This window comes from Enterobacter sp. EC_64 (genome assembly GCF_019584165.1).
GTDB lineage: Bacteria > Pseudomonadota > Gammaproteobacteria > Enterobacterales > Enterobacteriaceae > Enterobacter > Enterobacter roggenkampii.
Genome location: NZ_VDAS01000024.1, coordinates 1 through 26,980, shown reverse-complemented (window position 1 = coordinate 26,980; position 26,980 = coordinate 1). Strand labels below are relative to the sequence as shown.

The window sequence follows — 26,980 nt, the reverse complement described above, 5'->3', positions numbered from 1 at the left end:
GCGCTGCTCAGAGCTGAGAAAAACCTCCATCCCCAACCCACCCGGCAAGCCGTGAATACACCACGTCCACCGCCTCTTTCACCGGCGGCGTCATCGGGTAATAAAACCCGACAATATCCGGCTGAATGCCCAAAAACAGCACCTCGCCCACGTCACCTTTGATCTGATCCACGAGGTAGTTCAGCGGCATATTGTGGGTGGTCATCATAAACATCTCGGCGATGTCGTCCGGGTCAATCAGGCGGATCTCGCCGGGGTTGAGCCCCATATCGGTGGCATCGACGATCAACAGCCTGTCCGGACGCAGCTCGCGGATGGCCACCACGTCGTTTTCCGGCGCGCTGCCGCCGTCAATCACCACCCAATCGCCCTGCGGGTTCGCGGCACACATCTCTGCGAGCAGCGGACCCGCGCCGTCGTCGCCCATCATGCTGTTGCCGACACACAGTAAAACGTCAGTCACGTAATCTCCTCACCATCAGGTAGATGGCGCTCTCCTGATGAATATCATGCAGCATGCCGAGCAGCGTTTTGCTCCAAGTCTGCTGCTCGGGGGTTTGCCTGCCCAGCGCCGCGTCAAAGGCGTTGGCGAGCATGGCAATGTGGTTCACATCGATCACGATCTCACCGTACTTCGGCACGCCTTCCATTTTGCGCCGCGCCGTGCTGCCCTCCTCCAGCGTGGCAATCCACGCCAGGTATTCCGGCCAGGGGCAGCTCAGCGCGGCCTCCAGGCAGTCAATTACCCCGAGGTGATGCCCAATCGCCAGGCTGTAATAGACCACCTGCTGCGCCGCATCCGGCGTGGCATCGTTCTCATCAATAAACTTACGGCTCAGCTGGCTGAACACCACCGTTTCACTCATCGAATACGCGCCTCGTCGACGATGCTGTTCAGGTTCGCCACAATCTCATTGAGGCGCGGATCGTTTTCCGCCTCCAGCCAGCGTGCGACCTGGTGGTCACCCTGGCTCAGCAGGCGCAGATAATCATCGGCAATCTGGCGCCCGTAGCGGTACCCCGCCAGCCTGCGCGCCGTGCGGTCAACCTTCACCCGCAGCGGCTGCACCATGTCCGGGTGCAGAATGGCGGCCGGCTGGTTGTCGAGTTCGCCCGGCTCGCGGGCGTGGATTTTCTGCTCCAGCAGGCCGAGCGCCATCGCAAAGCCGTACAGCGTGGCGGCGGGCGTCGGCGGGCAGCCCGGAATGTAGACGTCCACCGGCACGATTTTGTCGGTGCCGCCCCAGACGCAGTAGAGGTCATGGAAGATGCCGCCGCTGTTGCCGCAGGCGCCGTACGAGATGCAGATTTTCGGGTCCGGCGCGGACTGCCAGGCGCGCAGCGCGGGCGAGCGCATGGCGCGGGTGACGGCCCCGGTGAACAGCAGGATGTCCGCATGACGCGGGGACGGCACCACCTTGATGCCGAAGCGCTCCGCGTCAAACAGCGGCGACAGCGTAGCGAAGATCTCAATCTCGCAGCCGTTGCAGCCGCCGCAGTCCACGCGGTAGACGTAGGCCGAGCGTTTGATTTTTTTCAGCAGCGACGCCTTCATGCTGGCGATGGATTCGTCCACCGTCATCGGCACCGGAATGCCGTTCGCGTCGCGCGGGCCCAGTAGGTTTTCCATCAGCTGGCCTCTCTCATGTGGCGGGTGATATCAATGCGGTCGGACGGCAGCAGGCATTTCTGACGCTTGCACGCCGGGCAGGTTTCGAAGCTTTCGCGGTGGTGTTCCGCGCGCGCGTCGCCGTTGTGCTGCAGCAGCGCGATGGCGTAATCGATCTCTTTTTGCACGGCGAACGGGCGCTGGCAGACCCGGCAGTGGCACAGGTCAAAGCGCGACTGCTGCAGGAAATCCTCTTTCTTCCACACCGCCAGCTCGTACTCCTGAGACAGGCGAATGGCGACCGTCGGGCAGACCTCCTCACAGCGGCCGCAGAAGATGCAGCGTCCAAGGTTAAACTGCCAGGCCAGCTCGCCGGTTTTGAGATCCGTTTCCACCGTCAGGGCGTTCGACGGACAGGCGTTGACGCAGGCCGCGCAGCCGATGCACTGCTGCGGGTTGTGCTCCGGCTTGCCGCGAAAGTTTTTGTCGACCGGCATCGGCTCCAGCGGATAGCGGCTGGTCTGCGTGCCGGTTTTGATCACTTTTTTGATAAAGGTAAACATGGCGAGTCCTTATTTCAGCGGCGAGTTCTTACGCTCGATGCTGTAGCGCTCAAGCTCTTTGTACGGCACCACCTGGCTTTTTTTCTTGCGCACGTCCACGACGGTCATGCGGTCGGTGCAGGAGTAGCACGGGTCGAGGCTGCCGATGATCAGCGGCGCGTCGGAGACCGTGTTGCCACGCAGCATATAGCGCAGGGTTGGCCAGTTGGCGTAGGTCGCCGCACGGCAGCGCCAGCGGTAGAGCTTCTGGTTGTCGCCGGTCATGCTCCAGTGGATGTCGTCCCCGCGCGGCGCTTCGGCAAAGCCGAGGGCAAAGCGGTTTGGAATGTAGGTGAAGCCTTCCACCATCAGCGGGCCGCCCGGCAGGTTGTCCAGACCGAAGTCGATCATGTTCAGCGCGGTGAACACCTCGTTGATGCGCACCTTCAGGCGGGAAATGACGTCGCAGCCCTGCTCGCTGTGCACGGTCATCGGCAGCAGGCCATAGCCGACGAACGGGTGATCGGCGCGGGTGTCGCGGGCGTGGCCGCTGGCGCGCACCATCGGGCCGACGTTGCTGAAGTCGCGGGCGATTTCCGGGTCAAGACGGCCAATGCCGACGGTGCGCTGCTCGATGTTGGGCGTGCTGAGCAGCATATCCACCAGCTCCTGCACGTCGCGGCGCATCTGCTGCGCCAGCTGGCGGGTCTGGATCATGTCGTTTTTCAGCAGGTCGCGGCGGATGCCGCCGATCAGGTTCAGGCCGTAGGTTTTGCGCGCCCCGGTGAGGATCTCCGCCATCTTCATCGACGCTTCGCGCACGCGGAAGAACTGCATAAACCCGGAGTCAAAGCCGACGAAGTGGCAGGCCAGGCCGAGGTTCAGCAGGTGCGAGTGCAGGCGCTCCACCTCCAGCAGGATGGCGCGGATCATCTGCGCGCGTTCCGGCACCACGATCCCCATGCCGTTCTCTACCGAGGTGGTGTAGGCGGTGCTGTGGGCGAAGCCGCAGATGCCGCACACGCGGTCAGAAAGAAACGTCACTTCGTTGTAGCCCATGCGGGTCTCCGCCAGCTTCTCCATGCCGCGGTGGACGTAGAACAGGCGGTAGTCGGCGTCGATAATGTTTTCGCCGTCAACGAACAGGCGGAAGTGGCCCGGTTCGTCAGAGGTGACGTGCAGCGGGCCGATCGGCACCACGTTATTCTTCTTGCTGCCCAGCTCGTTGATGAACTCGTAGGTTTCGCTGTCGGTAGTCGGCGCCGGGCGCTGGCGGTAGTCCATGCTGTCTTTGCGCAGCGGATAGAGTTCGTCCGGCCAGTCGTCCGGCAGCACCAGACGGCGCTCGTCCGGCAGGCCAACCGGCACCAGGCCATACATATCGCGCACTTCGCGCTCACCCCAGACGGCGGCGGGCACGCGCGGCGTGACGGACGGGTATTCCGGTTTATTCGGGTCGACCTCGACGCGCACGGTGATCCAGCACTTCTCGCCCTGCTCCATCGACATCACGTAGTACACCGCGTAACTGCCGCACAGCTGGCGCTCGTCGTTACCGAACAGCACCGACAGCCAGCCGCCCTGCTGGTAGTAGAGAAACTCCACCACTTCCGGCAGATAGTTCACCTTAATGGTGACGGTGATCTGGTCTTTGGTTTGCCAGGACTCCTCCAGCACCACGCCCGGGAAAGCCTGATGCAACGCGGCGAGATACTGCTGACCTTTCTTTTCTTCAGACATAAATACTCTCTTTAATCACGCCACCAGCAAGGAGACGAACGCTAAAAATGCAAAACCAAACCCGGCCCAGGTGATGCGGGACGTTTCCACAAAACGCAGGCGCGCCATGCTGTTTTCGAACAGGGCAATCACCAGCACGCCGACCAGCAGCTTGAGGGCGGCAACCACGACGGCCAGCAGCAGACCGCCCGCGGAGAAGTGCGTCATCTGCCCCCAGGGGAAGAAGACGCCGACAAACATCTGCAGCACCACCAGCTGTTTGAGGCTGATGCCCCACTTCAGCACCGCAAAGCCGTAGCCGCTGTATTCGGTGAGCGGCCCTTCCTGCAGCTCCTGCTCGGCTTCGGCCAGATCGAACGGCAGCTTGCCCATCTCGATAAACGTGGCGAACGCGCAGGCGCACAGCGCCAGCACCAGCGGAAGGGAGCGGGCAACTGGCCAGTGGTAAACGGTGTCGGTGATAAAGCTGATGTGCGTGGAACCCGCAACCTGCGCGGCGACCCACAGCCCCAGCAGCAGGATCGGCTCAACCAGCACGCCGAGCATTGCCTCGCGGCTGGCACCGATGCCGGTAAACGGGCTACCGGTGTCCAGGCCCGCAATCGCAAAGAAGAAGCGGGCGATGGCGAAGAGGTAGATAAGGGTAATCAGATCGCCAAGCACGGGCAGGGGCGAAGCCACCGTCACCACCGGCAGCGCGGTGGCGACGGTGAGCATCACGCCCACCATCACAAACGGCGTCAGGCGGAAGACCCAGCCTGCGGCATCCGGGGCCACGCTCTGGCGAGAAAGCAGCTTGAAGAGATCGCGGTACTCCTGAAGTACGCCAGGCCCGCGACGGTTGTGCATCCGGGCACGCGCCACGCGCGTGATGCCCGACAGCAGCGGCGCGGCGGCGAACAGCACCAGCGCCTGAAGAATTGCCAGTAACAGACTCATGTCAGGCTCCTCGTGAAATCACAATCACTACCAGCACCGCCAGCTCGATCAGCGCCAGACGGCGGAACAGCGCGGGCGCGGCAGCGTTCTGCCAGCCGGGTACCCAGCCCACCGGGTTCAGCCAGTGGCGCAGCTTCAGCACGGCGGCGAAGTTCTCTTTCACCGGCATAGCAAAACCGTGGGCGGTGATGACCATCGACTGTTCGTGTTCGTAGCCGCAGGCCCACGCGGCACCGCGCGAGCGGGAGGTGAGCCGGTCGCGTTTGAAGAACAGCATCAGCACGAACGGCAGCAGCGGCGCGGCAATCAGCAGCAGTGCAATCATCGGCTGGGAAACGACGGTGTGCGCCGTCTCAAGCGGCAGCGGAATGGCGTGGCCCAGCAGCGGCAGCAGCCACGGCGCGGCAACCCCGCCCGCGATGCAGCACAGCGCCAGCGCGACCACGCTTACGCCCATCAGTACCGGTGCGCAGCAGGCGTTCTCAGCCTCACGCGTACGCGGTGCGCCAAGGAAGGTCACGCCATAGACTTTCGCCATGCACATCACGGCCAGCGCCCCGGTAATCGCCAGCCCGACCGCCAGCAGCGGCCCCAGCAGACGGGCGATAAACGCCTCGCTCTGACCGAGGGCGAAGAAGGACTGATAGATCACCCACTCCCCGGCAAAGCCGTTCAGCGGCGGCAGCGCGGCCATCGCCATCAGCCCGACCAGCATCGCCAGCGAAATCACCGGCATTTTTTTGCCAATCCCACCGAGCTTTTCGATATCCCGATGGCCGGTGCGGAACCAGACGCTGCCCGCCCCGAGGAACAGGGTGCTTTTAAACAGGCTGTGGTTAATCAGGTGATACAGACCGCCGATAAAGCCGGCGGCAATCAGCGCCGGTTGATTAAGCGCCAGCCCGGTCACGCCCGCGCCCATGCCGAGCAGGATGATGCCGATATTCTCCAGCGTGTGGTACGCCAGCAGGCGCTGGATATTGTGCTCCATCAGCGCGTACAGGCCGCCGATGAAGGCGGTGATCATGCCCGCAATCAGCAGCACCACGCCCCACCACAGCGGCGGCTGGCCGCCGGTCAGCGTCATCGCCAGAATCCCGAACAGACCGACCTTCATCACCACCACAGAAAACAGCGCGGCGGCGGGCGCGGAAGCATTCGCATGCGCCTGCGGCACCCAGCCGTGCAGCGGGATAATCCCGGCCAGCAGGCCAAAGCCGATCACGCCCAGCAGCCAGACGTCATTGCCCAGCGGATGCCCGTTAAGCGCAGCGAACTCCAGCGTGCCGAAACGCTGCCACACCCGCCAGCAGGCCAGCGCCAGCAGCAGCGTCCCGAGGCGTCCCAGCGCAAACCACACTTTCCCGGAGGCGCTGCAGCCGGTCAGGAACACGCCGCAGAGCGCCATGATCTCCGCCATCACCACCAGCGCGCCGAGGTTGCTGGCGATCACGGTGCAGACCGCCGTCGCCATCAGCAGGTTCACCAGCAGGCCGTTGGCTTTGGCGTGCGGATGGCGGTGCCAGTCGATATTGAACAGGCTGATAAACAGCCCGCACAGGCCAAAGGTCACCAGCCAGATGGCGTTCAGCGGCGTAATCGCAACGGTGTGGCGAATCAGCGGCATCACGGCCTCTGCGGACTGCCCGCCGAGCAGGACAACCCCACCCGCCGCCAGCGTCATCAGGCTGCCGACCGCCCCGCCGATCCCGGCGATCCAGCCGCTCAGGGTTTTATGGAATGACAGAAGCCACGCCAGCACGGCGGCGGCGGCAAAGTACGCCACGGCGCTGGTAATCATCGTAATCGCGTTCATTTCACCCCCTCGTTGAGCGCCTGCAGAAGCGAAAGATCGCCGACGTCGGTATTAATGGTCAGCTCGCGCTTGCGCTTGCTGGTGCGGGCGATGTCGCGAATGTTCACCAGAATCAGCGCTTTGGTTGGACAGGTGCGCACGCAGGCCGGGCCCTGTTCATCGAAGCTGCACAGGTCGCACTTCACCGCCACGGCACGGATGCCGGGCACCCAGTCCAGCAGCGTGCTGACGCGTGCAGGCGCCGGAGGCGCGGGCGGGGCTTTAGGCGAATTGGCATTGGCCGGAATATGCAGCGGGCGGCTGCCGGAGAATTCAATCGCACCGAACGGGCAGGCAATGCCGCACAGCTTGCAGCTTACGCACAGGCTTTCGTTCAGCTGGACTGCGCCATCCACGCGGGTGATGGCGTTCACAGGACAGACACCCGCGCAGGGGGCATCTTCACAGTGATGGCAGAGCTGCGGGGCAGACTCTTTTTCATTACGCATGACGTGCAGGCGCGGCATGGACTGTAGCCCATGCAGGCGATGCGTTTCCGAACACGCCGCCTCACAGGTTCGACAGCCAATACAGACCGTCGAGTCAGCAATTACAAAACGGTTCACCGGGTTATCCTCTGGTGATAGTCATTTTTGACGAAAAACTGTCTTGTCGACACTTCTCGACACACTGGGGGTCAGGCCACGTTCGCTGAAGTATTTCCGTCCATCAGCTGCTTCAGGTTGACCGGGAGATCGTGTTCAACGGCGGTGTACAGGCCGTTATAAACCGGGGCGATTTTTTCCAGATAGTGCTCCAGTACCTGCTGGCGATCGCGGTTGCTGACGTGGCCGTCCACCATGCCGTCAGCCATCAGCTGCGCCGTTGCAATACACTGTTTTTCACCGTCTTTTGTCTCGAGGTAGTACTCGATAGTGTGGCTGTTGAAGTTATCCGCCAGGGTGACGTTGATGATGAAATGGCCGAAGAGGACAAAGCGCATATCGCCCTGCGCCGCACAGCTCATCGCGTGGTGAAGACGCGCTTTCGACAAGGTAATGCCCTGAACCAGAGAGTTGCAGTAAAGGTGCCACTGGTCCTGTAACTGCTGATGACGCTGCGCGATGTATTCCGCTTTTTCGCTGATTTCCCAAATAGTCATAAAAGGTATCCGTTTAATGGAGATAGCGGCTGTTAAGCAGATTCCATGCCAGTTTTTATGCTTATGATTTTCAATGGATTTAATTAAAAATTCGCTGTCAACATCGCGGTGTCGACGTGTCATTTCGACAGCGGTGACATCGACACGCCTTAACAAAAATCAAGCTGGCACTGTTATTGCATTACCGGGGCAATTCATTGAGGAGGCGTCATGCACGAAATCACCCTCTGCCAGCGGGCTCTGGAACTTATCGAACAGCAGGCTGTGCGAAACCACGCGAAACGCGTCACCGGCGTCTGGCTGAAGGTCGGGGCGTTTTCCTGCGTCGAGACCAGCGCCCTGACCTTCTGTTTTGAGCTGGTGTGCCGCGGCACGCTGGCGGAAGGCTGCGAACTGCATATTGAGGAGCACCAGGCGGAGTGCTGGTGCGAACAGTGTCAGCAGTACGTCACCCTGCTCTCATCAAAGGTACAGCGCTGTCCGCAGTGTCAGAGCACCGGGCTGCGCATCGTGGCGGATGACGGCATGCAGATCCAACGCCTCGAAATCGAGAAGGAGTAAAGTATGTGTAGTACCTGCGGTTGCGCCGAAGGCAACCTGTATATAGAAGGGGATGAGCACCGCCCCCACTCCGCGTTTCGCTCCGCGCCCTTTTCCCCTGCCCCGCGCCCTGCGGCAGCCCTGACCGGCATTACCTTTGCGCCGCAGCGTTCCGACGCGGGCGACCTGCATTACGGCCACGGCGAAGCGGGTACCCACGCGCCGGGCATGAGCCAGCGCCAGATGCTGGACGTGGAAATCAACGTGCTGGACAAAAATAACCAGATCGCCGCCCGCAACCGCGCCCGCTTTGCCACCCGCAAACAGCTGGCGCTGAACCTGGTCTCCAGCCCCGGATCCGGTAAAACCACGCTGCTGACCGAAACGCTCAAACGCCTCAACGGGCGCGTCTCCTGCGCGGTGATCGAGGGCGACCAGCAAACGGTAAACGACGCGGCGCGCATCCGCGAAACCGGCACCCCGGCAATTCAGGTTAACACCGGCAAAGGCTGCCACCTGGATGCGCAGATGGTTGCCGACGCCGCCCCGCGCCTGCCGCTGGCGGATAACGGCATCCTGTTTATTGAAAACGTCGGCAACCTGGTCTGCCCGGCGAGCTTCGATCTGGGTGAACGACACAAGGTGGCGGTGCTTTCGGTGACCGAAGGCGAAGACAAGCCGCTGAAATACCCCCACATGTTCGCCGCGGCATCCCTGATGCTGCTGAACAAAGTCGACCTGCTGCCGTACCTGAATTTCGACGTGGATAAGTGCCTGGCATATGCCCGCGAGGTGAACCCGGAGATTGAGATCCTGCTGGTCTCCGCCACGCGCGGCGACGGCATGGACGGCTGGTTACGCTGGCTGGAGAACGAAAGATGTGCATAGGCGTACCGGGACAAATCCATTCCCTCAACGGTAATCAGGCCAAAGTCGAGGTTTGCGGCATCCTGCGTGATGTAGACCTGACGCTGGTGGGCAGCACCGATGAAACGGGCGCGTCGCGTCTCGGCCAGTGGGTGCTGGTCCACGTGGGGTTTGCCATGAGCGTGATTAACGAAGCGGAAGCCCGCGACACGCTGGATGCGTTGCAAAACATGTTCGACGTGGAGCCGGACGTCGGCGCGCTGCTGTACGGCGAGGAGCGGTAATCATGCGTTACGTTGATGAATACCGCGCGCCGGAGCAGGTGCTGCAGCTTATCGGACACCTCAAAACGCGCGCGGCGCTGCTGGACTACACCAAAGAAAGGCCGCTGCGGATCATGGAGGTGTGCGGCGGGCACACGCACGCGATCTTTAAATTTGGCCTCGACCAGCTGCTGCCGGAGAATATTGAGTTTATCCACGGCCCCGGCTGCCCGGTCTGCGTGCTGCCAATGGGACGCATCGACAGCTGTATCGAGATTGCCAGCCGGCCCGACGTCATATTCTGCACCTTTGGCGACGCGATGCGCGTGCCGGGGAAAAACGGCTCGCTGCTGCAGGCGAAAGCGCGCGGGGCCGACATCCGGATCGTCTATTCGCCGATGGATGCCCTGACGCTGGCAGCGGATAACCCCGCGCGCAAGGTGGTATTTTTTGGCCTGGGGTTTGAAACCACCATGCCCGCGACGGCCATCACGCTGCAGCAGGCGAAAGCGCGCGGCGTCGATAACTTTTTCTTCTTCTGCCAGCACATTACGCTTATCCCCACCCTGCGCAGCCTGCTGGAAGCGCCAGGCAACGGCATTGACGCCTTTCTGGCACCGGGCCACGTCAGCATGGTGATTGGCACAGACGCCTATGGTTTTATCGCTGAACAGTACAATCGTCCGTTAGTGGTCGCTGGTTTCGAACCACTTGATCTACTGCAAGGTGTCACCATGCTGGTTGAGCAGAAAATAGCGGCCCTGAGCGCGGTCGAAAACCAGTACCGCCGCGTGGTGCCGGATGCCGGCAATGAACGGGCTCAGCGTGCCATTGCGGAGGTGTTCAGCGTCGAAGGCGACAGCGAGTGGCGAGGACTGGGGCTGATTGCCGAATCCGGCGTGCGCCTGACGCCAGCCTATCGCGCGTTCGATGCCGAAGCGCATTTCCGCCCGCAGCCGCAGCAGGTTTGCGACGATCCCCGGGCCCGCTGCGGCGAGGTGCTCACCGGCAAATGCAAACCGCATCAGTGCCCGTTATTTGGCAATACCTGTAACCCGCAAACGGCGTTTGGCGCGCTGATGGTCTCCTCCGAAGGGGCATGCGCCGCGTGGTATCAATATCGCAACCAGGAGTGTGAAGCATGAACACGGTGGAAATGGCGCACGGAAGCGGTGGACAGGCGATGCAGCAGCTGATTAACCGGCTGTTCATGGAGGCCTTTAACAACCCCTGGCTCGCCGAGCAGGAAGACCAGGCGCGCATTGACCTCGCCACCCTCACCGCCCAGGGCGACCGGCTGGCCTTCTCCACCGACAGCTATGTCATCGATCCGCTGTTCTTTCCCGGCGGCGATATCGGCAAGCTCGCCGTCTGCGGCACGGCCAACGACGTGGCCGTCAGCGGCGCCATTCCCCGCTACCTCTCCTGCGGATTCATCCTCGAAGAGGGGCTGCCGATGGAGACGCTCACGGCGGTGGTGAACAGCATGGCACACACCGCGCGCGAGGCGGGTATCGCTATCGTCACCGGGGACACCAAAGTGGTCCAGCGCGGTGCGGCCGATAAGCTGTTTATCAACACCGCCGGAATGGGGGCTATCCCCGCCAACATTCACTGGGGCGCACAGCGGCTTAGCGCGGGCGACGTGCTGCTGGTAACCGGCACGCTGGGCTGCCACGGAGCGACTATCCTTAACCTGCGCGAAGGCTTAGGGCTGGACGGTGAACTGCGCAGCGACTGCGCGGTGCTCACCCCGCTGATTCAGACGCTGTGTGCTATTCCCGGCGTGAAGGCCTTGCGCGATGCCACCCGCGGCGGGGTGAATGCGGTGGTTCACGAATTCGCCGCAAGCAGCGGGTGCGGAATTGAACTGACCGAGCGTGGCCTGCCTGTAAAAGCTGCCGTGCGCGGGCTGTGCGAACTATTGGGACTTGACCCACTGAACTTTGCTAACGAAGGCAAGCTGGTGATCGGCGTGGAACGCGCGGCGGCGGAAGCCGTTCTTGCAGAGCTGCGCGCGCATCCATTAGGGAAAGAGGCCGCCATCATCGGCGAAGTGGTTGAGCGCAAGGGGGTGCGCCTGACCGGACTTTACGGCGTGAAGCGCACGCTGGACCTGCCGCACGCGGAACCGTTACCCCGAATTTGCTAGAGCCGCGCCATAAGCGGTCAGCACTGAATGTCTCTTTTTTGCCAGTTTCTATTGGAAAGCAATAATGCCGTATACACCGATGAGCGATCTTGGACAGCAGGGCCTGTTTGATATCACGCGCACACTTTTACAGCAGCCCGATCTCGGCGCGCTGAGCGATGCCCTGACGCGGCTGGTCAGGCAATCAGCGCTGGCCGACAGCGCGGCGATTGTACTGTGGCATAGCGGAACGCACCGCGCGAGCTACTACTCAACGCGCGATAATGGCAAAACGTTTGAGTACGAAGACGAAACGTATCTCGCGCATGGCCCGGTGCGCCGTATTCTCTCCCGTCCGGAAGCGCTGCACTGCAACTTTGAGGAGTTCCGCACGGCGTGGCCGCGGCTCGCGGAGAGCAACCTCTACCAGCCGTTCGGCCACTACAGCATGCTGCCGCTCGCGGCGGAGGGACATATTTTTGGTGGCTGCGAGTTTATTCGCACGACCGACCAGCCCTGGAGCGAGGCGGAATACGAGCGTCTGCACACCTTTACCCAGATTGTGGCCGTCGTCGCGGAGCAGATCCAAAGCCGCGTGACCAATAACGTGGATTACGACCTGCTGAGCCGCGAGCGCGACAACTTCCGCATTCTGGTCGCCATCACCAACGCCGTGCTGTCGCGCCTTGATATGGACGAGCTGGTCAGTGAAGTGTCGAAAGAGATCCACCACTATTTCAAAATCGATGCCATCAGCATCGCGCTGCGCGGCCATCGCAAGGGCAAGCTGAACATCTACTCCACGCATTATCTGGATGAAGCCAACCCGGCGCACGAGCAGAGCGAAGTGGACGAAGCGGGCACCCTGTCTGAGCGGGTATTTAAAAGCAAAGAGATCCTGCTGCTCAACCTGAGCGAGCAGGACCCGGTGGCACCGTACGAGCGGATGCTGTTTAACACCTGGGGCAACAAGATACAGACCCTGTGCCTGCTTCCCCTGATGTCCGGCAACACCATGCTGGGGGTGCTGAAGCTGGCGCAGTGTGATGAAGCCGTGTTTACCACCGCCAACCTGAAGCTGCTGCGCCAGATCGCCGAGCGTATCTCCATCGCGCTGGATAACGCCCTCGCCTATCAGGAGATCCACCGCCTGAAAGAGCGGCTGGTGGATGAGAACCTTGCCCTGACCGAACAGCTCAACAACGTGGACAGCGAGTTTGGTGAAATCATCGGGCGCAGCGACGCCATGTACAGCGTGCTCAAGCAGGTTGAGATGGTGGCGCAAAGCGACAGCACGGTGCTGATCCTTGGCGAAACCGGTACGGGTAAAGAGCTGATTGCCCGCGCCATCCACAACCTGAGCAACCGCAACAGCCGTCGGATGGTGAAGATGAACTGCGCGGCGATGCCCGCAGGCCTGCTGGAAAGCGACCTGTTCGGCCACGAGCGCGGTGCATTCACCGGGGCCAGCAGCCAGCGGCTGGGCCGTTTTGAGCTGGCGGACAAGAGCTCGCTGTTTCTCGACGAAGTGGGCGATATGCCGCTGGAGCTACAGCCGAAACTGCTGCGCGTCCTGCAGGAGCAGGAGTTTGAACGTCTTGGCAGCAACAAGCTTATCCAGACTGACGTGCGGCTGATTGCCGCCACCAACCGCGACCTGAAAAAAATGGTCGCCGACCGCGAGTTTCGCAGCGATCTCTACTATCGCCTGAACGTCTTCCCGATCTTCCTGCCGCCGCTGCGCGAGCGCCCGGAAGATATTCCCCTGCTGGTCAAAGCGTTTACCGCCAAGATCGCGCGTCGGATGGGGCGAAACATCGACAGCATTCCTGCCGAGACGTTACGTACCCTTTCATCGATGGAGTGGCCCGGCAACGTGCGCGAGCTGGAAAACGTCATCGAGCGTGCGGTGCTGCTGACGCGCGGCAATGTGCTGCAGCTCTCCCTGCCTGAAGTGACGCTGCCTGACGTGACCGTGCCCGCCGCCGAGACGGCGAAAGAGGGAGAAGATGAATATCAGCTCATTATGCGCGTACTCAAAGAGACCAACGGCGTGGTTGCCGGGCCAAAAGGTGCCGCCCAGCGTTTAGGGTTAAAACGCACTACCCTGCTGTCGCGCATGAAGCGTCTCGGGATCGATAAAGAGAGCCTGGTTTAAGCCCCCAATCCGGCGGTGTTTTTCTGGCACCGCCTTTCGTTACCCTGCGCAATTGTCCCTCATTGACACAAAATCGTTTCCTCTGTATAAAATTCCGCCTTAATAATGAGTTTCATTTGCATCAATAATAATATTAATCAAGGGTAGCGTTTCATGAAGAAGGTCATCTGCGCGTTAGGCCTGGCGGTTGCGTCGGTCAGTTCTGCTCTGGCAACCACATATCCTCTGACGATTGAAAACTGTGGCTATAAAGAGACATTCACCAAAGCGCCGGAACGCGTCGTGGCTCTGGGTCAGAATACCGTCGAAATTCTGCTCCTGCTGGGGCTGGAAGATAAGGTGAAGGCCAGCGCCTTCTGGCCGACGAAAGTGCTGCCGCAGCTGGCGGAACAGAACGCAAAAATCAAAACCCTGACGGTCGAAATCCCTACCCTTGAATCCGTGCTTGCGCAAAATCCCGACTTTGTCCCCGCGCAGTCACCGCTGCTGCTGGGGCCAGAAAGCAAGGTCGCAAAACGCGACGATCTGATGACCCTGGGCGTGAACAGCTACGTGTCCCCGGGCATGTGTGCGACCAAAAAAGCCACCGGCGATATGTACGGCAGCCGCCAGAAACTGTGGGATATGACGTATCTCTATCAGGAGATTGAGGATTTCGCCAAAATCTTTAACGTTGAAGACCGCGGTCAGGCCGTGATTGCCGATTTCAAAAAACGTGAGGCCGACTTGCGTAAGGAATTCGGCAAGAACAAAAAAGATCTCTCCTTTGTTTTCTGGTTCTCAAGCTCCTCCCCTTCTGCGGACGCCTACGTAGGCGGTAAAAATAGCCCCTCCGGGTTTATCGCCAGCCTGATGGGCGGGCATAACGCCATCACCTCAGAGACCGAATGGCCAACCGTGGGCTGGGAAAGCATTATTGCCGCCAATCCGGATGTGATTGTGGTCTCGAGCCTGGATCGCAACCGCTGGGCGCTGGATAACGCGGAAGAGAAAATCAAATTCCTGAAAAGCGATCCGGCCGTCAGCCAGCTGGACGCGGTGAAAAAAGGCCATATCGTGGTGATGGACGGTCAGGCCATGAACCCGACAATTCGCACGATTTACGGGGCTGAGCAGGTTGGCGAACAGCTCAGAAAACTGGGGCTGAACTGATGACCACCGCTGTCCTTCAGGCCAGGCAGAGCCTGGTTCTGACGACCTCGTGTTTGCTCGCCTTTGTCCTGCTATTTCTGGTTATCGCGCTGAGCGTCAGCGTCGGCGAGCTGTCCATCCCGCTGGATAACGTGTTTTACGCCATCAGCAATAAAATGGGGCTCACCGATGTTCCGCTCACTCGCATCTATGAGAGCGTGATCTGGGACTTCCGCCTGAGCCGCGCGCTGGTGGCGGCCTGCTGCGGCGCAGGTCTGGCCATCTGCGGGGCCGTATTGCAGAGCCTGCTGAAGAACGCGCTGGCGGAACCCTACGTGCTCGGCGTGTCCGCGGGCGCATCGACCGGGGCGGTTTCTGTCGTCGTGTTGGGGATCGGCACCGGTGCGGTTTCGCTCTCTGCCGGGGCCTTTGCCGGGGCGTTCGCCGCGTTTGCGTTTGTCGCGTTTCTGACGAACGGGGCGCGCGGCGGGAATGAACGTACGATTCTGGCAGGCGTCGCCGCCTCGCAGCTTTTTAACGCCATTACCGCCTACACCATTAGCACCTCCGCCAGTGCCCAGCAGGCGCGCGACGTAATGTTCTGGCTGCTGGGCAGCTTCAGCGGCGTACGCTGGCCTGAATTCCAGCTGGCACTGGTCGTGGTGCTGATTGGGTTAGCCGTGTGCCTCTACTATTCCCGGGCGCTGGATGCCTTTACGTTCGGCGATGACGCCGCAGCGTCGCTGGGCATTGCAGTCCCCTGGGTGCGCCTGGCGCTCTTTACCACCACCGCGCTGATTACCGCAACCATCGTCAGCATGGCGGGCTCAATCGGCTTTGTCGGGCTGGTGGTGCCGCACGTCATGCGTTTCCTCTTCGGGCCGCTGCACCGCACGCTGCTGATTGCCAGCGCGCTGGCAGGCGCGATCCTGATGGTGCTGGCAGACATTGCCTCGCGCATGCTGATTGCGCCGCAAAGCCTGCCCGTCGGCGTGGTCACCGCGCTGGTTGGCGTTCCGTTCTTTGCCGTGATTATCTACCGCTCAAGGAATAAGTGATGAGCATCTGCGCTGAAAATATTACCTGGAAGGTCGGCAAAAAAGTCATCGTTAATGACGTCTCGCTAAAGGTTTCCCGGGGCGAAACGGTAGGACTGCTTGGCCCTAACGGCTGCGGTAAATCGTCTCTTTTACGTATCCTCGCGGGGCTGCGTCGCCCGGATGCGGGCTGTGTGACGCTGGACGGCCAGGACATCTCTCGTATTGCCAAAAAGCAGCTGGCCCGCCGGGTCGCCTTCGTGGAGCAGCACGGCATGACTGACGCCAACATGCGCGTGCGCGACGTGGTCAAACTTGGGCGGATTCCGCACCACTCCGCCTTTTCCAACTGGAGCACGCACGATGACGAAACCGTCACCGCCGCTCTGCAGCGCGTGGATATGCTGGATAAAAGCGACCAGGGGTGGCTGAGCCTCTCCGGCGGTGAGCGCCAGCGCGTCCACATTGCCCGCGCGCTGGCCCAGACCCCGACGGAAATCCTGCTGGATGAACCAACAAACCACCTGGACATTCATCATCAGATGCAGCTGATGCAGTTGATCAGCGAATTACCGGTCACCAGCATTGTCGCTATCCACGATCTCAACCACGCCTCGATGTTCTGCGACTCGCTGATTGTGATGCAGAAAGGGCACATTGTGGCGACGGGGACACCGCAGGACATCCTGTCCGAGTCGTTGCTCTGGGACGTCTTCCGGGTCAAAACCAAAATCGAGATCTCGCCGTTCCATGGCAAAAAACACATTCACTTTATCGTTTAGGGGCGAGTGACCAACGATGCCCCTACGCCCTGCCACCACGCTCTGGCCGCCCGTTTTACTGTGTAGCCAGTTTGTTTTTAACATCGGCTTTTACGCCGTTGTCCCCTTCCTGGCGATATTCCTGCGCGACGATATGCTGCTCTCCGGCGGGCTGATCGGGCTGATCCTCGGCCTGCGCACGTTCTCTCAGCAGGGGATGTTTATCGTCGGCGGCGCGCTCTCGGACCGGTTTGGCGCGAAAATCGTTATCCTGAGCGGGTGCATTATTCGCGTCACGGGGTATCTGCTGCTGGCGCTTGGTGAATCGCTGTGGCCGATTATTCTGGGCGCGTGCCTGACGGGGGTGGGCGGCGCGCTGTTTTCTCCCTCTATTGAGGCATTGCTGGCGAAAGCGGGCACGCACAGCGAGGCGAAAGGTAAACGAAGCCGGGCGGAGTGGTTCGCGCTGTTTGCGGTCTGCGGGGAACTCGGTGCGGTACTGGGCCCGGTTGCCGGCGCCCTGCTCACCGGCCTGGGCTTTCGCCAGGTGGCGCTGGCGGGCGCTGGCGTCTTTCTCGTTGCGCTGGTGGTTCTCTACTTTTGCCTGCCCGCGTCACGCCACGCTGCGCGGACGCTAAAACTCGTTCCCTGGTGGACGACCTTTCGCCAGCCCCGCTTTGTCGCCTTTATCATTGCCTATAGCTCGTGGCTTTTAAGCTATAACCAGCTCTATCTGGCGCTGCCGGTAGAGATCCAGCGCGCCGGCGGTAACGAGAAAGATCTCGGCCCGCTTTTTATGCTGGCCTCTGTACTGATTGTTGCTTTACAGCTGCCGCTGGCGCGATTCGCCCGGCGCGTGGGCGCGGTGAGGATCCTGCCGGTGGGCTTTTTATTCCTCTCCGCCGCCTTTGCAAGCGTGGCAATGTTTGCGCCGACGGCACCGCCTGAGGGCTGGCTTCGCCTGCTGCCGTCGGTCTGTTTCGTGACGCTGTTGACGCTGGGACAGATGCTGCTGGTACCCTCAGCTAAGGACCTGGTCCCCCGGTTTGCCGAGGAGTCCACGCTGGGGGCGCACTACGGCGCACTCGCCACCGCCGGAGGCATTGCGGTACTGGCCGGAAATTTGCTGTTTGGCAGCCTGCTGGATCGCGCGCTGGTGCCCTCAACGCAGGCGATGCTCCCCTGGCTGCTGCTGGCCCTCTTCCCGCTCTGCAGCGCGCTGGCCCTTAACGTGATTTGCCGCCCGCTCAGAAGCTGAACCGGTCACTTTTTCGGACGATACTTTTCCGGCAGTTCCGGTACGGGACGACGGTCATCCATCAGATGGCGGACGGTCAGAATGGGGTGACGCCAGAGCATTCGCGGGCCTGCCCAGCGCATAATCTGCTTCATCTCTTCGCGTTTTGCAGGCTGGTAGCAGTGGACCGGACACTGTTTACAGGCGGGCTTTTCCTCCCCGAAAACGCATTTATCCAGACGCTTATCGGCATAGGCATTTAGCGCCTGATAGTGCCCCTCTTCCACAGAGGCCTGAGGACACTGCTTCTGATACAGCGCGATCATTTTCGCGATGGTCTCTTTTTCGCGTGAAATTCGTTTACCGGACATAGCGACTTACCGAACAATAAAGTGCAAAAATAATACACCTTTCAATGCGGGATTTCAGTTATTGCATGTCGTTTTCTGAAGCCTGATTCCAGTTTTAGCCCTGCAAGGCCCAACCATCACTGGTATTTTATACAGGCATCAGTAATGACTTTTATCCGTGTTGTCGGGAGACCCTATGCAAGAACTCGCTATCAACAAACCCTATCGCCATTTAACAGTGGGATATTTCAGAAAGCGCCATGAAGACCGCAATACCAAGATACCGAAGCGCTACAGCGTGCATGCGGCGCTGAGCTTAAAAGGTGACTGGCTTGAAAAGGCAGGGTTTACCACCCACTCCCGGGTGCGAGTGGGTGTGGAGCATGGAAAAATCGTCATTGAGCTCATGTCGGAAGATGCCTCGTAAAGCGGCGACATTTTTCTGCGCCGTACCTTTTTTTCATGCGACAATAGAAGGAACAAACGGCCACTGAGCCGCTCAAAACGGTTTATATTCAAAGAAATGGACATCATAACTCCATGAGCACACTCGACAATTTCGACGCACATACGCCGATGATGCAGCAGTATCTGAAGCTGAAGGCACAGCATCCGGAAATCCTGCTGTTCTATCGTATGGGCGATTTTTACGAGCTGTTTTATGACGATGCCAAACGCGCATCGCAGCTGCTCGACATCTCGCTGACCAAACGGGGCGCATCGGCTGGTGAACCCATTCCAATGGCCGGTATTCCGCACCACGCGGTAGAAAACTACCTGGCGAAACTGGTGAATCAGGGTGAGTCTGTTGCCATCTGCGAACAGATCGGCGACCCCGCAACCTCAAAAGGTCCGGTGGAACGCAAGGTCGTGCGCATCGTCACGCCGGGCACCATCAGTGATGAAGCCCTGCTTCAGGAGCGCCAGGATAACCTGCTGGCCGCGCTGTGGCAGGACGGCAAAGGCTTTGGCTACGCGACGCTGGACATCAGCTCCGGGCGTTTTCGTCTGAGTGAACCGGCCGATCGTGAAACGATGGCTGCCGAACTGCAGCGCACCAACCCGGCAGAACTGCTCTACGCCGAAGATTTCGCCGAAATGGCGCTGATTGAAGGTCGTCGCGGGCTGCGCCGCCGTCCACTGTGGGAATTCGAAATTGATACCGCGCGCCAGCAGCTGAATCTGCAGTTTGGCACCCGCGATCTGATTGGCTTTGGCGTTGAAAATGCCCCGCGCGGGCTGTGTGCGGCAGGTTGCCTCCTGCAGTACGTAAAAGATACCCAGCGCACCGCCCTGCCGCATATCCGCTCTATCACCATGGAGCGCCAGCAGGACAGCATCATCATGGATGCCGCCACGCGCCGTAACCTGGAGATCACCCAGAACCTGGCGGGCGGCGTAGAAAATACGCTCGCGTCGGTCCTCGACAATACGGTAACGCCAATGGGCAGCCGTATGCTGAAACGCTGGCTGCATATGCCGATTCGCGATACCGCTACGCTGGTTTGCCGTCAGCAGACGATTGCCGCCCTGCAGGATCGCTATACCGAGCTGCAGCCGGTCCTGCGTCAGGTGGGCGATCTGGAACGTATCCTGGCCCGTCTGGCGCTGCGCACGGCGCGACCGCGCGATCTGGCGCGGATGCGTCATGCTTTCCAGCAGCTGCCGGAACTGCGTGCGCAGCTGAGTGACGTTGACAGCGCGCCGGTACAGAAACTCCGCGAAACCATGGGCGAATTTACCGAACTCCGCGAGCTGCTTGAACGCGCCATTATTGATGCGCCTCCGGTTCTCGTACGTGATGGCGGCGTGATTGCCCCGGGCTACAACGAGGAGCTGGACGAATGGCGCGCGCTGGCCGACGGCGCGACGGACTACCTTGATAAGCTGGAGATCCGCGAGCGCGAGCGTCTTGGTCTCGACACCCTGAAGGTGGGGTATAACGCGGTTCACGGTTACTACATTCAAATCAGCCGCGGGCAGAGCCACCTGGCGCCGATTCACTACGTGCGCCGCCAGACGTTGAAAAACGCTGAACGCTACATCATTCCCGAGCTGAAAGAGTACGAGGACAAAGTTCTCACCTCGAAAGGCAAAGCGCTGGCGCTGGAAAAACAGCTCTATGAAGAGCTGTTTGACATGCTGATGCCACACCTGGCCGACCTGCAGCTGAGCGCCAGCGCGCTGGCGGAACTTGACGTGCTGGTGAACCTGGCCGAACGCGCGGAAACGCTGAACTACACCTGCCCGACCTTTACCGACAAGCCCGGCATTCGCATCACTGAAGGCCGTCACCCGGTGGTCGAGCGGGTGCTGAACGAACCGTTCATCGCCAACCCGCTGAGCCTGTCGCCCCAGCGAAGAATGCTGATCATTACCGGTCCGAACATGGGCGGTAAGAGTACCTATATGCGTCAGACGGCGCTGATTGCCCTGCTTGCCTATATCGGCAGCTACGTTCCGGCGCAAAACGTGGAGATTGGCCCCATCGACCGTATCTTTACCCGCGTCGGGGCTGCGGACGATCTGGCGAGCGGCCGCTCAACCTTCATGGTCGAAATGACTGAAACGGCTAACATTCTGCATAACGCGACGGAGCACAGCCTGGTGCTGATGGACGAAGTCGGACGCGGAACGTCAACCTACGATGGTCTGTCGCTGGCCTGGGCCTGTGCGGAAAGCCTCGCGAATAAAATCAAGGCCATGACGCTGTTCGCCACCCACTACTTCGAGTTGACGCAGTTGCCGGAGAAAATGGAAGGCGTGGCTAACGTCCACCTTGATGCGCTGGAGCACGGCGACACCATCGCCTTTATGCACACGGTGCAGGATGGCGCGGCAAGCAAGAGCTATGGTCTGGCCGTTGCGGCGCTGGCCGGTGTACCGAAAGAGGTGATCAAGCGCGCGCGTCAGAAACTGCGTGAGCTGGAAAGCCTGTCACCGAATGCGGCGGCGACGCAGATCGATGGTACGCAGATGTCGCTGCTGGTGCCAGCGGAAGAGACATCGCCTGCAGTGGAAGCGCTGGAAAATCTCGATCCGGATTCCCTGACGCCGCGTCAGGCGCTGGAGTGGATTTATCGGTTGAAGAGTCTGGTTTAGTTCTCTGCGGTCTGTTTTGTCGGGTGGCGGCTTCGCCTTACCCGACCTACAAAACCGTAGGCCCGGTAAGCGCAGCGCCACCGGGCTTTTTTTTTAGAGCAGCGGCGGGATTGTCGGCACCTGCGGCGCCTCGTCAATATCCTTCTGCGTCATGCGGAACGCTTCCGGGTAGTGCTCGCGGCTGGTACGACGCAGCGGTTCGGTATCGCGCCAGGTATACAGACAATGCTGGCACTGGTAAACGGTCCAGACCCCTTTCACCGGTGACGTCGCCATCACTTCAATATGCTCATCGGCACAACGTGGACAAATCATCTTTTCCTCCTTATTGGCGTGCAGCCAGCATCGCGGTCAGTTTTTCAGCCCAGGCTTTGGTTTCAGGCAGATCCTGAACCGGCTGGCTATAGTGGCCCCGGGTGTCCGGTGCGACAGGCGTGGTCGCATCAATAATCAGTTTGTCGGTAATGCCCGCCGGGCTGGATCCCGGATCGAGTTCAAGCACCGACATGTTCGGCAGCTGCACCAGATCGCCTGCCGGGTTGACCTTCGATGACAGCGCCCACATCACCTGCGGAAGGTTGAACGGGTCGACATCCTCATCCACCATGATCACCATCTTCACGTATCCCAGGCCGTGCGGCGTGGTCATGGCGCGCAAGCCAACCGCGCGGGCGAAGCCGCCGTAACGCTTTTTGGTGGAGATGATCGCCAGCAGACCGTGGGTGTACATCGCGTTTACCGCCTGCACTTCCGGGAACTCCGCTTTCAGCTGCTGGTAGAGCGGCACGCAGGTGGCTGGCCCCATCAGATAATCAATCTCGGTCCACGGCATGCCGAGGTAAAGGGATTCGAAAATCGGTTTGGTGCGGTAAGAAACTTTGTCGATACGCACAACCGTCATGTTACGGCCACCGGAGTAGTGGCCGGTAAACTCGCCGAACGGCCCTTCAATTTCGCGCTTACGGCCTTCAATCACCCCTTCCAGGATCACTTCAGAACCCCAAGGCACGTCAAAGCCGGTCAGCGGCGCGGTGGCAATCGGGTACGGGCTTTCACGGAGCGCACCGGCCATTTCATATTCCGACTGATCGTATTTCAGCGGCGTCGCGCCCATCAGGGTGATGATCGGGTCGTTGCCCAGCGTAATCGCAATCGGCAGGTCTTCGCCGCGTTCTTCCGCTTTGTGCAGATGCAGAGCGATATCGTGCATCGGCACCGGCTGCAGGCCGAGCTTGCGCTTGCCCTTCACTTCCATGCGGTAGATGCCAACGTTCTGCTTGCCGAAGTTATCCGGGTCGAGCGGATCGCGCGAGACAACGCACGCTTTGTCGAGATAAAAACCACCGTCCCCGTCGTTCAGGCGGAACAGCGGCAGGATGTCGAACAGGTTAATGTCTTCACCGTCCACCGTATTCTGCGCCCAGGCCGGGTTGGCGCGGCGCTCTGGCGCAATCGGGAATTTATCCCAGCGGCGAATAAACTCGTCGATCTGCTTTTTCACCGGCGTGTTCGCAAGCAGCCCCATCGAAATAGCGTGATTTTGCCAGGAGCCGATGGTGTTCATCACCACGCGGGCATCGGTAAAGCCGCGAATGTTGTCGAACCACAGCGCGGGTGCGCCGTCACCGATGCGGCCTGTCGCGTTGGCTGCCGCCGCCAGATCCGGCTCGGCGTTTACCTCTTCCTCAATTCTCAGCAGTTGCCCTTGCTCATCGAGCGCCTGCAGGAAGCTTCTCAGATCATCAAATGCCATCTTTATTCTCCTGTGAAAAATGTTTCGCCTCCCGCAACCCGTTCCAGCGGCGCGCCTTTTTATGCTCCAGGCCAAACTGGTCGAGCACGCGGGTCACAATATGCTGGGTAATGTCATCGGCGGTTTGCGGGTGGTTGTAGTACGCAGGCATGGGCGGCACCATCGCCACGCCCATGCGGGAGAGCGCCAGCATGTTCTCCAGATGAATGGTGCTGAGCGGCGTTTCACGGGGCACCAGCACCAGCTTACGCCCCTCTTTCAGCACCACATCCGCCGCACGGCCCACCAGCCCTTCGGCATAGCCCGCGCGGATCCCGGCCAGCGTTTTCATGCTGCAGGGAATGACGATCATGCCGTCGGTACGAAACGAGCCGGAGGAGATGGTGGCGGCCTGGTCAGCCGGGCTGTGGACGACGTCAGCCAGGGCAGCAACGTCCTGGGCGGTGTAAGGCGTTTCCAGCTCAATGGTGGTTTTTGCCCACTTCGACATCACCAGATGCGTCTCTACTTCCGGCATTTCCCGCAGCGCCTGCAGCAGCGCCACGCCCAGCGGAGCACCCGTCGCCCCCGTCATTCCCACGATCAATCTCATTCATCACCTCAATCAATTTGTTCGTGTACGAACATTAGAGGTAAACTACTCCCGGATTGTTTTTCTGACAAGATTGTTCGTACACGATCACACAGAATGCTAAAAAATGCCGCATTATCATCCTGGACTTTAGCGGCTATCATAGAGGGTGATTTTTTCTGTCGGAGTGTTCATGGAACTAAGACAAGAGGCGTTCCACCTGTTACGTCAACTTTTTCAACAGCATACCGCGAAGTGGCAACATGCCCTGCCGGAACTGACCAAGCCGCAGTATGCGGTGATGCGCTCGATTGCCGAGCATCCGGGCATTGAACAGGTGGCATTGACTGAAGTCGCGGTCAGCACGAAAGCGACCCTGGCGGAAATGCTGAGCCGCATGGAGGCGCGCGGACTGGTCAAACGCGAGCACGACCCTGCGGATAAGCGCCGTCGCTTTGTCTTCCTCACGCCAGAAGGTGAGGCCCTGCTTGCAGAGTGTAAGCCGGTAGGCAATGAGGTTGATGAAGCCTTTTTAGGACGCCTTAACAAGGCCGAGCGGGAGCAGTTCTCTGCGCTCATCAAAAAGATGATGCACGATTAACTCACGCTGGTGCGCATAAAATCGATAAAGGTGCGCACTTTTGCGGGCACATGCCGGGCATCAGGATAGACCGCATAGATCCGCTGCCGCGCAAAGGTATACTCCGGTAAAATCGTCACCAGCGTTCCCGCATCAAGCGCATCGCGCACCAGCCATTCCGGCAGTAACGCCACCCCACCGCCTGCGAGCGCAAAAGCCATAAGGGCCTGAGCGCTGTCGGCAAACAAACGCGGCGCTTTTTTTATCTCCAGCATGTCAGGCGCACCGCGGGCATCTTTCACCTGCCAGCGCAGCGGCGAGGCTAAGCGCTCGTGGATAATCCAGTCGGCCTGCGCCAGCTGTGCAAGCGATTCGATCGGGTTTCTCGCAAGCCACTCGGGCGTCGCGACGGGGAGAATAGGAAAGTGAGAAATCAGTGCGGCGTGGTTGCGCGAATCAACAAGCGTTCCCAGCCGGATGGCCACGTCAAAGCGCTCCGAGATAAGGTCTGCGTGCAGTGACGATGAAACATGTCGGACGCGAAGATCCGTGTGCTGCTGGCTAAACCTGGCCAGCAGCGGCACCACGACCCGGGCGCCATATTCAGACGTGGTCGTGATCCGCAGCTCGCCGGTGAGTCCCGCATGGTTCGCACGGACATCATCCTGCAGCCGTTCGGCCTCCTTCAGAAGCGCCACGCTGCGCTGATGAAAAAGCACGCCCGCCTCGGTTAGCGTCAGGCGGCGGGTGGAGCGCAGCAGCAGCGTAACGCCCAGCTCATCTTCAAGCTGGCGGATATTGAAGCTAACCACCGCTTTTGTCAGCCCCATCGCCTCGGCGGCGGCCGTAAAACTGCCGGTGTCGGCCACCGCGATAAACATCTGCGTCCGCTGTAGGTTAATCATCATCACGCCCTTTACTGTCAAAATATTTTTGACAGTATATCGCGCTTTGTCAGGTTTATCCGTGCTTCCCGAGCCGATACGATACGCCACCTCACCGGAGGATCCACCATGACGTATCGCAGCCAAGTTGCCGTTGTCTATCTGCTGGGCTTTTTTCTTGATTTGATCAACATGTTTATTGCCAGCGTCGCCTTTCCGGCGATGGCTCACGCCTTTAACACCACGCCTTCTGCCCTTGCCTGGGTCAGTAACGGCTACATTGCCGGCCTGACGCTGGCGATCCCGTTCAGCAGCCTGCTCTCGCGCCGCATCGGACCAAAGCGCGTCATCCTGCTTTCGCTTTTTCTGTTCAGCGCAGCCTCCGCAGCGGCGGGCCTGTCTGCAACGCTTGAAAGTCTGATCGCCTGGCGAGTGCTTCAGGGCGTGGGAGGAGGCTTACTGATCCCCGTTGGACAGGCGCTGACCTGGCAACAGTATAAGCCTCACGAGCGTGCCAGACTCTCCTCGGCGGTGATGCTGGTCGCGCTGCTTGCCCCGGCCTGCTCCCCGGCTATCGGGGGACTGCTGGTACAGACGCTAAGCTGGCGATGGATCTTTTTCGCCACGCTACCGGTCGCTATCGTGACCTTTGTTCTGGCCTGCCTGTGGCTTAAACACGAAATGCCTGCGATGAACGCGGCCAGACTGCTAAACCTGTCATTGCTCGCGGACCCGCTTTTGCGTTTTTCCATGCTTGTCTATATCTGCGTTCCTGGCGTATTTATTGGGGTGAACGTCACGGGCATGTTTTATCTTCAGAACGTGGCGAACATGAGCCCAGCCGCTACGGGCATGCTCATGCTGCCGTGGTCTGTGGCATCGTTTATCGCCATCACGGCAACGGGACGTTATTTTAACCGTATCGGCCCCCGCCCCCTGATCGTCATCGGCTGCCTGTTGCAGGCGACGGGCATTCTGCTTTTGATTGACGTCAGTTCGGCTACGCTGTTGCCTGCCGTCGCGTTTGCCCTGATGGGCGCCGGGGGAAGCCTGTGCAGCAGCACGGCTCAGAGCAGCGCGTTTCTGACAACGCGCCGGGACGAGATGCCGGATGCCAGCGCGCTGTGGAATCTCAATCGTCAATTGAGCTTTTTTGCCGGTGCCCTGCTGCTGGCGCAGGTGCTGAACCTGGCGCAGGCGTGGCTGACGCCACACGCCGCCTGGCACGGGATGTTTATTTTTGCCGGAGGCATGACCTTGCTGCCTGTACCGTACGTTTTTCGTCTTAACAATACGCAGGTGCTAAACCCGCTGCGACAGGAGAATTCATGACGCCTTTCGAACACGACATTATCGACCTCCACATTGCGCTTGAAGCATGGTTAGGCAAAGGTGAAGGCGAGGCCGACGCGCTGCTCGCCCGTTTCCAGCGCGATTTTCTGATGATCCCGCCGGGCGGTGTGCAGGTCGACTATAACGGCCTGGCCAGTTTTCTGGAAAAACAGCGCGGAAGCCGTCCCGGGCTGAAAATCGTCATTGACGAATTAACCACGATCCAGAGCGGCGAACGGGGTGCAGTGCTTCACTACCGGGAGACGCAAACCCGGCCAGACCTGCCCGTTAACGTGCGCTGGTCAACCGCGGTGCTTAATCAGGAAGGTGACAAAATAACCTGGCGTCTGCTGCACGAGACGGCGACGCAGCCGTAACACAAAGTAAAAGACCACCTTCTTAGAAGGTGGCTTTCTAGAATGCCCCCTGTAAGGGGGGCTATTGTTTCCTTCCTGTTTCTACTCTAGCAATTCCATCTGCTGTTCGTGCGTTTGTT

At 60.1% G+C, this 26,980-nt stretch carries 29 protein-coding genes; 15 read left to right on the top strand and 14 right to left on the bottom strand.

The annotated features are described in order from the left end of the window. Positions 1-7 precede the first annotated feature (7 nt). From hycI to hycA, 9 genes are all read right to left on the bottom strand, one after another. The gene (hycI, locus tag FHC52_RS17645) at positions 8-463 is read right to left on the bottom strand and encodes a hydrogenase maturation peptidase HycI (RefSeq protein WP_032664243.1); all 456 of its coding nucleotides are present in this window, start codon (positions 461-463) and stop codon (positions 8-10) included. Then, entirely contained in the window at positions 456-866 is a 411-nt protein-coding gene (locus tag FHC52_RS17640) for a formate hydrogenlyase maturation HycH family protein (protein ID WP_021241939.1), read from the bottom strand. The genes hycI and FHC52_RS17640 overlap by 8 nt, the downstream gene beginning before the upstream one ends. Then, positions 863-1,630 (bottom strand): NADH-quinone oxidoreductase subunit B family protein, encoded by a 768-nt coding sequence (locus FHC52_RS17635; RefSeq protein ID WP_021241938.1) that lies wholly within the window; start codon positions 1,628-1,630, stop codon positions 863-865. Before FHC52_RS17635 ends, FHC52_RS17640 begins: the two co-directional genes overlap by 4 nt. Next, complete coding sequence (locus FHC52_RS17630) at positions 1,630-2,172, bottom strand: formate hydrogenlyase complex iron-sulfur subunit (RefSeq protein WP_008499573.1); 543 nt, start codon at positions 2,170-2,172, stop codon at positions 1,630-1,632. The genes FHC52_RS17635 and FHC52_RS17630 overlap by 1 nt, the downstream gene beginning before the upstream one ends. Before the next feature lie 9 nt (positions 2,173-2,181). Next, positions 2,182-3,891, bottom strand: coding sequence for a formate hydrogenlyase subunit HycE (gene hycE / locus FHC52_RS17625; RefSeq protein ID WP_025912384.1), 1,710 nt, complete (start codon positions 3,889-3,891; stop codon positions 2,182-2,184). Between the two features lie 15 nt (positions 3,892-3,906). Further along, positions 3,907-4,830, bottom strand: coding sequence for a respiratory chain complex I subunit 1 family protein (locus FHC52_RS17620; protein ID WP_023294425.1), 924 nt, complete (start codon positions 4,828-4,830; stop codon positions 3,907-3,909). A gap of 1 nt (position 4,831) precedes the next feature. Then, the gene (hycC, locus tag FHC52_RS17615; protein ID WP_032664254.1) at positions 4,832-6,646 is read right to left on the bottom strand and encodes a formate hydrogenlyase subunit 3; all 1,815 of its coding nucleotides are present in this window, start codon (positions 6,644-6,646) and stop codon (positions 4,832-4,834) included. Further along, positions 6,643-7,251: a 4Fe-4S dicluster domain-containing protein gene (locus FHC52_RS17610; protein ID WP_023294427.1), complete on the bottom strand. Its 609-nt coding sequence runs from the start codon at positions 7,249-7,251 to the stop codon at positions 6,643-6,645. The genes hycC and FHC52_RS17610 overlap by 4 nt, the downstream gene beginning before the upstream one ends. A 71-nt stretch (positions 7,252-7,322) precedes the next feature. Beyond that, positions 7,323-7,787, bottom strand: a complete 465-nt coding sequence (hycA, locus tag FHC52_RS17605) for a formate hydrogenlyase regulator HycA (protein WP_126289117.1) — start codon at positions 7,785-7,787, stop codon at positions 7,323-7,325. 210 nt (positions 7,788-7,997) lie between these two features. On the opposite strand from hycA, the gene hypA reads away from it, so the two are divergent. The 10 genes from hypA (at position 7,998) to FHC52_RS17555 (ending at position 17,933) form a co-directional block, all read left to right on the top strand. Beyond that, positions 7,998-8,348: a hydrogenase maturation nickel metallochaperone HypA gene (gene hypA, locus FHC52_RS17600; RefSeq protein WP_220420166.1), complete on the top strand. Its 351-nt coding sequence runs from the start codon at positions 7,998-8,000 to the stop codon at positions 8,346-8,348. Positions 8,349-8,351: 3 nt separating this feature from the next. Then, on the top strand, positions 8,352-9,215 hold the full coding sequence (hypB, locus tag FHC52_RS17595) for a hydrogenase nickel incorporation protein HypB (protein ID WP_126289119.1): 864 nt from the start codon (positions 8,352-8,354) through the stop codon (positions 9,213-9,215). After that, entirely contained in the window at positions 9,206-9,478 is a 273-nt protein-coding gene (locus FHC52_RS17590) for a HypC/HybG/HupF family hydrogenase formation chaperone (protein ID WP_008499582.1), read from the top strand. Before hypB ends, FHC52_RS17590 begins: the two co-directional genes overlap by 10 nt. A gap of 2 nt (positions 9,479-9,480) precedes the next feature. Further along, entirely contained in the window at positions 9,481-10,602 is a 1,122-nt protein-coding gene (hypD, locus tag FHC52_RS17585; RefSeq protein ID WP_126289121.1) for a hydrogenase formation protein HypD, read from the top strand. Then, a complete protein-coding gene (hypE, locus tag FHC52_RS17580; RefSeq protein ID WP_032653169.1) occupies positions 10,599-11,609 on the top strand; it encodes a hydrogenase expression/formation protein HypE in 1,011 nt (336 codons plus the stop codon). The genes hypD and hypE overlap by 4 nt, the downstream gene beginning before the upstream one ends. Before the next feature lie 64 nt (positions 11,610-11,673). Then, positions 11,674-13,746, top strand: a complete 2,073-nt coding sequence (gene flhA, locus FHC52_RS17575) for a formate hydrogenlyase transcriptional activator FlhA (RefSeq protein WP_021241929.1) — start codon at positions 11,674-11,676, stop codon at positions 13,744-13,746. Positions 13,747-13,899: 153 nt separating this feature from the next. Beyond that, positions 13,900-14,898: an ABC transporter substrate-binding protein gene (locus tag FHC52_RS17570; RefSeq protein ID WP_023325969.1), complete on the top strand. Its 999-nt coding sequence runs from the start codon at positions 13,900-13,902 to the stop codon at positions 14,896-14,898. Next, a complete protein-coding gene (locus tag FHC52_RS17565) occupies positions 14,898-15,935 on the top strand; it encodes an iron ABC transporter permease (protein WP_008499587.1) in 1,038 nt (345 codons plus the stop codon). The genes FHC52_RS17570 and FHC52_RS17565 overlap by 1 nt, the downstream gene beginning before the upstream one ends. Further along, positions 15,935-16,696 (top strand): ABC transporter ATP-binding protein, encoded by a 762-nt coding sequence (locus FHC52_RS17560; RefSeq protein WP_220420165.1) that lies wholly within the window; start codon positions 15,935-15,937, stop codon positions 16,694-16,696. Before FHC52_RS17565 ends, FHC52_RS17560 begins: the two co-directional genes overlap by 1 nt. A gap of 16 nt (positions 16,697-16,712) precedes the next feature. Continuing rightward, complete coding sequence (locus FHC52_RS17555; protein ID WP_220420164.1) at positions 16,713-17,933, top strand: MFS transporter; 1,221 nt, start codon at positions 16,713-16,715, stop codon at positions 17,931-17,933. Between the two features lie 5 nt (positions 17,934-17,938). On the opposite strand, the gene FHC52_RS17550 is transcribed toward FHC52_RS17555, so the two are convergent. Continuing rightward, on the bottom strand, positions 17,939-18,283 hold the full coding sequence (locus FHC52_RS17550; RefSeq protein WP_008499590.1) for a nitrous oxide-stimulated promoter family protein: 345 nt from the start codon (positions 18,281-18,283) through the stop codon (positions 17,939-17,941). A gap of 175 nt (positions 18,284-18,458) precedes the next feature. Here FHC52_RS17550 and FHC52_RS17545 point away from each other — a divergent pair, with 175 nt between their 5' ends. Both FHC52_RS17545 and mutS read left to right on the top strand, forming a co-directional pair. Continuing rightward, positions 18,459-18,689, top strand: coding sequence for a SymE family type I addiction module toxin (locus tag FHC52_RS17545; RefSeq protein ID WP_008499591.1), 231 nt, complete (start codon positions 18,459-18,461; stop codon positions 18,687-18,689). Between the two features lie 113 nt (positions 18,690-18,802). Further along, positions 18,803-21,364 carry a DNA mismatch repair protein MutS gene (mutS, locus tag FHC52_RS17540; protein ID WP_047748599.1) on the top strand — a complete coding sequence of 854 codons (2,562 nt, stop codon included), beginning with the start codon at positions 18,803-18,805 and terminating at the stop codon, positions 21,362-21,364. A gap of 93 nt (positions 21,365-21,457) precedes the next feature. On the opposite strand, the gene FHC52_RS17535 is transcribed toward mutS, so the two are convergent. The 3 genes from FHC52_RS17535 to FHC52_RS17525 are packed head-to-tail and all read right to left on the bottom strand — an operon-like array spanning position 21,458 to position 23,709. Further along, on the bottom strand, positions 21,458-21,679 hold the full coding sequence (locus tag FHC52_RS17535) for a non-oxidative hydroxyarylic acid decarboxylases subunit D (protein WP_003862116.1): 222 nt from the start codon (positions 21,677-21,679) through the stop codon (positions 21,458-21,460). Positions 21,680-21,689: 10 nt separating this feature from the next. Next, positions 21,690-23,117, bottom strand: a complete 1,428-nt coding sequence (locus tag FHC52_RS17530; protein ID WP_220420163.1) for a non-oxidative hydroxyarylic acid decarboxylases subunit C — start codon at positions 23,115-23,117, stop codon at positions 21,690-21,692. Further along, positions 23,107-23,709: a non-oxidative hydroxyarylic acid decarboxylases subunit B gene (locus tag FHC52_RS17525; RefSeq protein ID WP_008499595.1), complete on the bottom strand. Its 603-nt coding sequence runs from the start codon at positions 23,707-23,709 to the stop codon at positions 23,107-23,109. The genes FHC52_RS17530 and FHC52_RS17525 overlap by 11 nt, the downstream gene beginning before the upstream one ends. Positions 23,710-23,881: 172 nt before the next feature. On the opposite strand from FHC52_RS17525, the gene FHC52_RS17520 reads away from it, so the two are divergent. Continuing rightward, on the top strand, positions 23,882-24,289 hold the full coding sequence (locus tag FHC52_RS17520) for a MarR family winged helix-turn-helix transcriptional regulator (protein WP_047746443.1): 408 nt from the start codon (positions 23,882-23,884) through the stop codon (positions 24,287-24,289). Here the strand turns inward: FHC52_RS17520 and FHC52_RS17515 are convergent. Then, entirely contained in the window at positions 24,286-25,173 is an 888-nt protein-coding gene (locus tag FHC52_RS17515; protein WP_126289131.1) for a LysR family transcriptional regulator, read from the bottom strand. The two genes, FHC52_RS17520 and FHC52_RS17515, sit on opposite strands and share 4 nt — an antisense overlap. Positions 25,174-25,281: 108 nt before the next feature. Here FHC52_RS17515 and FHC52_RS17510 point away from each other — a divergent pair, with 108 nt between their 5' ends. After that, positions 25,282-26,484, top strand: coding sequence for an MFS transporter (locus tag FHC52_RS17510; RefSeq protein ID WP_220420162.1), 1,203 nt, complete (start codon positions 25,282-25,284; stop codon positions 26,482-26,484). Next, positions 26,481-26,861 (top strand): DUF4440 domain-containing protein, encoded by a 381-nt coding sequence (locus FHC52_RS17505; RefSeq protein WP_021241912.1) that lies wholly within the window; start codon positions 26,481-26,483, stop codon positions 26,859-26,861. Before FHC52_RS17510 ends, FHC52_RS17505 begins: the two co-directional genes overlap by 4 nt. The last annotated feature ends 119 nt before the right edge of the window (positions 26,862-26,980 follow it).

Bases quoted from the DNA above. Each gene is read 5' to 3' on its own strand.
- FHC52_RS17640 (WP_021241939.1), bottom strand. From the start codon at position 866: ATGAGTGAAACGGTGGTGTTCAGCCAGCTGAGCCGTAAGTTTATTGAT.
- FHC52_RS17635 (WP_021241938.1), bottom strand. From the start codon at position 1,630: ATGGAAAACCTACTGGGCCCGCGCGACGCGAACGGCATTCCGGTGCCG.
- FHC52_RS17630 (WP_008499573.1), bottom strand. From the start codon at position 2,172: ATGTTTACCTTTATCAAAAAAGTGATCAAAACCGGCACGCAGACCAGC.
- hycE (WP_025912384.1), bottom strand. From the start codon at position 3,891: ATGTCTGAAGAAAAGAAAGGTCAGCAGTATCTCGCCGCGTTGCATCAG.
- FHC52_RS17620 (WP_023294425.1), bottom strand. From the start codon at position 4,830: ATGAGTCTGTTACTGGCAATTCTTCAGGCGCTGGTGCTGTTCGCCGCC.
- hycC (WP_032664254.1), bottom strand. From the start codon at position 6,646: ATGAACGCGATTACGATGATTACCAGCGCCGTGGCGTACTTTGCCGCC.
- hycA (WP_126289117.1), bottom strand. From the start codon at position 7,787: ATGACTATTTGGGAAATCAGCGAAAAAGCGGAATACATCGCGCAGCGT.
- hypA (WP_220420166.1), top strand. From the start codon at position 7,998: ATGCACGAAATCACCCTCTGCCAGCGGGCTCTGGAACTTATCGAACAG.
- hypB (WP_126289119.1), top strand. From the start codon at position 8,352: ATGTGTAGTACCTGCGGTTGCGCCGAAGGCAACCTGTATATAGAAGGG.
- FHC52_RS17590 (WP_008499582.1), top strand. From the start codon at position 9,206: ATGTGCATAGGCGTACCGGGACAAATCCATTCCCTCAACGGTAATCAG.
- hypD (WP_126289121.1), top strand. From the start codon at position 9,481: ATGCGTTACGTTGATGAATACCGCGCGCCGGAGCAGGTGCTGCAGCTT.
- hypE (WP_032653169.1), top strand. From the start codon at position 10,599: ATGAACACGGTGGAAATGGCGCACGGAAGCGGTGGACAGGCGATGCAG.
- flhA (WP_021241929.1), top strand. From the start codon at position 11,674: ATGCCGTATACACCGATGAGCGATCTTGGACAGCAGGGCCTGTTTGAT.
- FHC52_RS17570 (WP_023325969.1), top strand. From the start codon at position 13,900: ATGAAGAAGGTCATCTGCGCGTTAGGCCTGGCGGTTGCGTCGGTCAGT.
- FHC52_RS17565 (WP_008499587.1), top strand. From the start codon at position 14,898: ATGACCACCGCTGTCCTTCAGGCCAGGCAGAGCCTGGTTCTGACGACC.
- FHC52_RS17560 (WP_220420165.1), top strand. From the start codon at position 15,935: ATGAGCATCTGCGCTGAAAATATTACCTGGAAGGTCGGCAAAAAAGTC.
- FHC52_RS17555 (WP_220420164.1), top strand. From the start codon at position 16,713: ATGCCCCTACGCCCTGCCACCACGCTCTGGCCGCCCGTTTTACTGTGT.
- FHC52_RS17550 (WP_008499590.1), bottom strand. From the start codon at position 18,283: ATGTCCGGTAAACGAATTTCACGCGAAAAAGAGACCATCGCGAAAATG.
- FHC52_RS17545 (WP_008499591.1), top strand. From the start codon at position 18,459: ATGCAAGAACTCGCTATCAACAAACCCTATCGCCATTTAACAGTGGGA.
- mutS (WP_047748599.1), top strand. From the start codon at position 18,803: ATGAGCACACTCGACAATTTCGACGCACATACGCCGATGATGCAGCAG.
- FHC52_RS17535 (WP_003862116.1), bottom strand. From the start codon at position 21,679: ATGATTTGTCCACGTTGTGCCGATGAGCATATTGAAGTGATGGCGACG.
- FHC52_RS17530 (WP_220420163.1), bottom strand. From the start codon at position 23,117: ATGGCATTTGATGATCTGAGAAGCTTCCTGCAGGCGCTCGATGAGCAA.
- FHC52_RS17525 (WP_008499595.1), bottom strand. From the start codon at position 23,709: ATGAGATTGATCGTGGGAATGACGGGGGCGACGGGTGCTCCGCTGGGC.
- FHC52_RS17520 (WP_047746443.1), top strand. From the start codon at position 23,882: ATGGAACTAAGACAAGAGGCGTTCCACCTGTTACGTCAACTTTTTCAA.
- FHC52_RS17515 (WP_126289131.1), bottom strand. From the start codon at position 25,173: ATGATTAACCTACAGCGGACGCAGATGTTTATCGCGGTGGCCGACACC.
- FHC52_RS17510 (WP_220420162.1), top strand. From the start codon at position 25,282: ATGACGTATCGCAGCCAAGTTGCCGTTGTCTATCTGCTGGGCTTTTTT.
- FHC52_RS17505 (WP_021241912.1), top strand. From the start codon at position 26,481: ATGACGCCTTTCGAACACGACATTATCGACCTCCACATTGCGCTTGAA.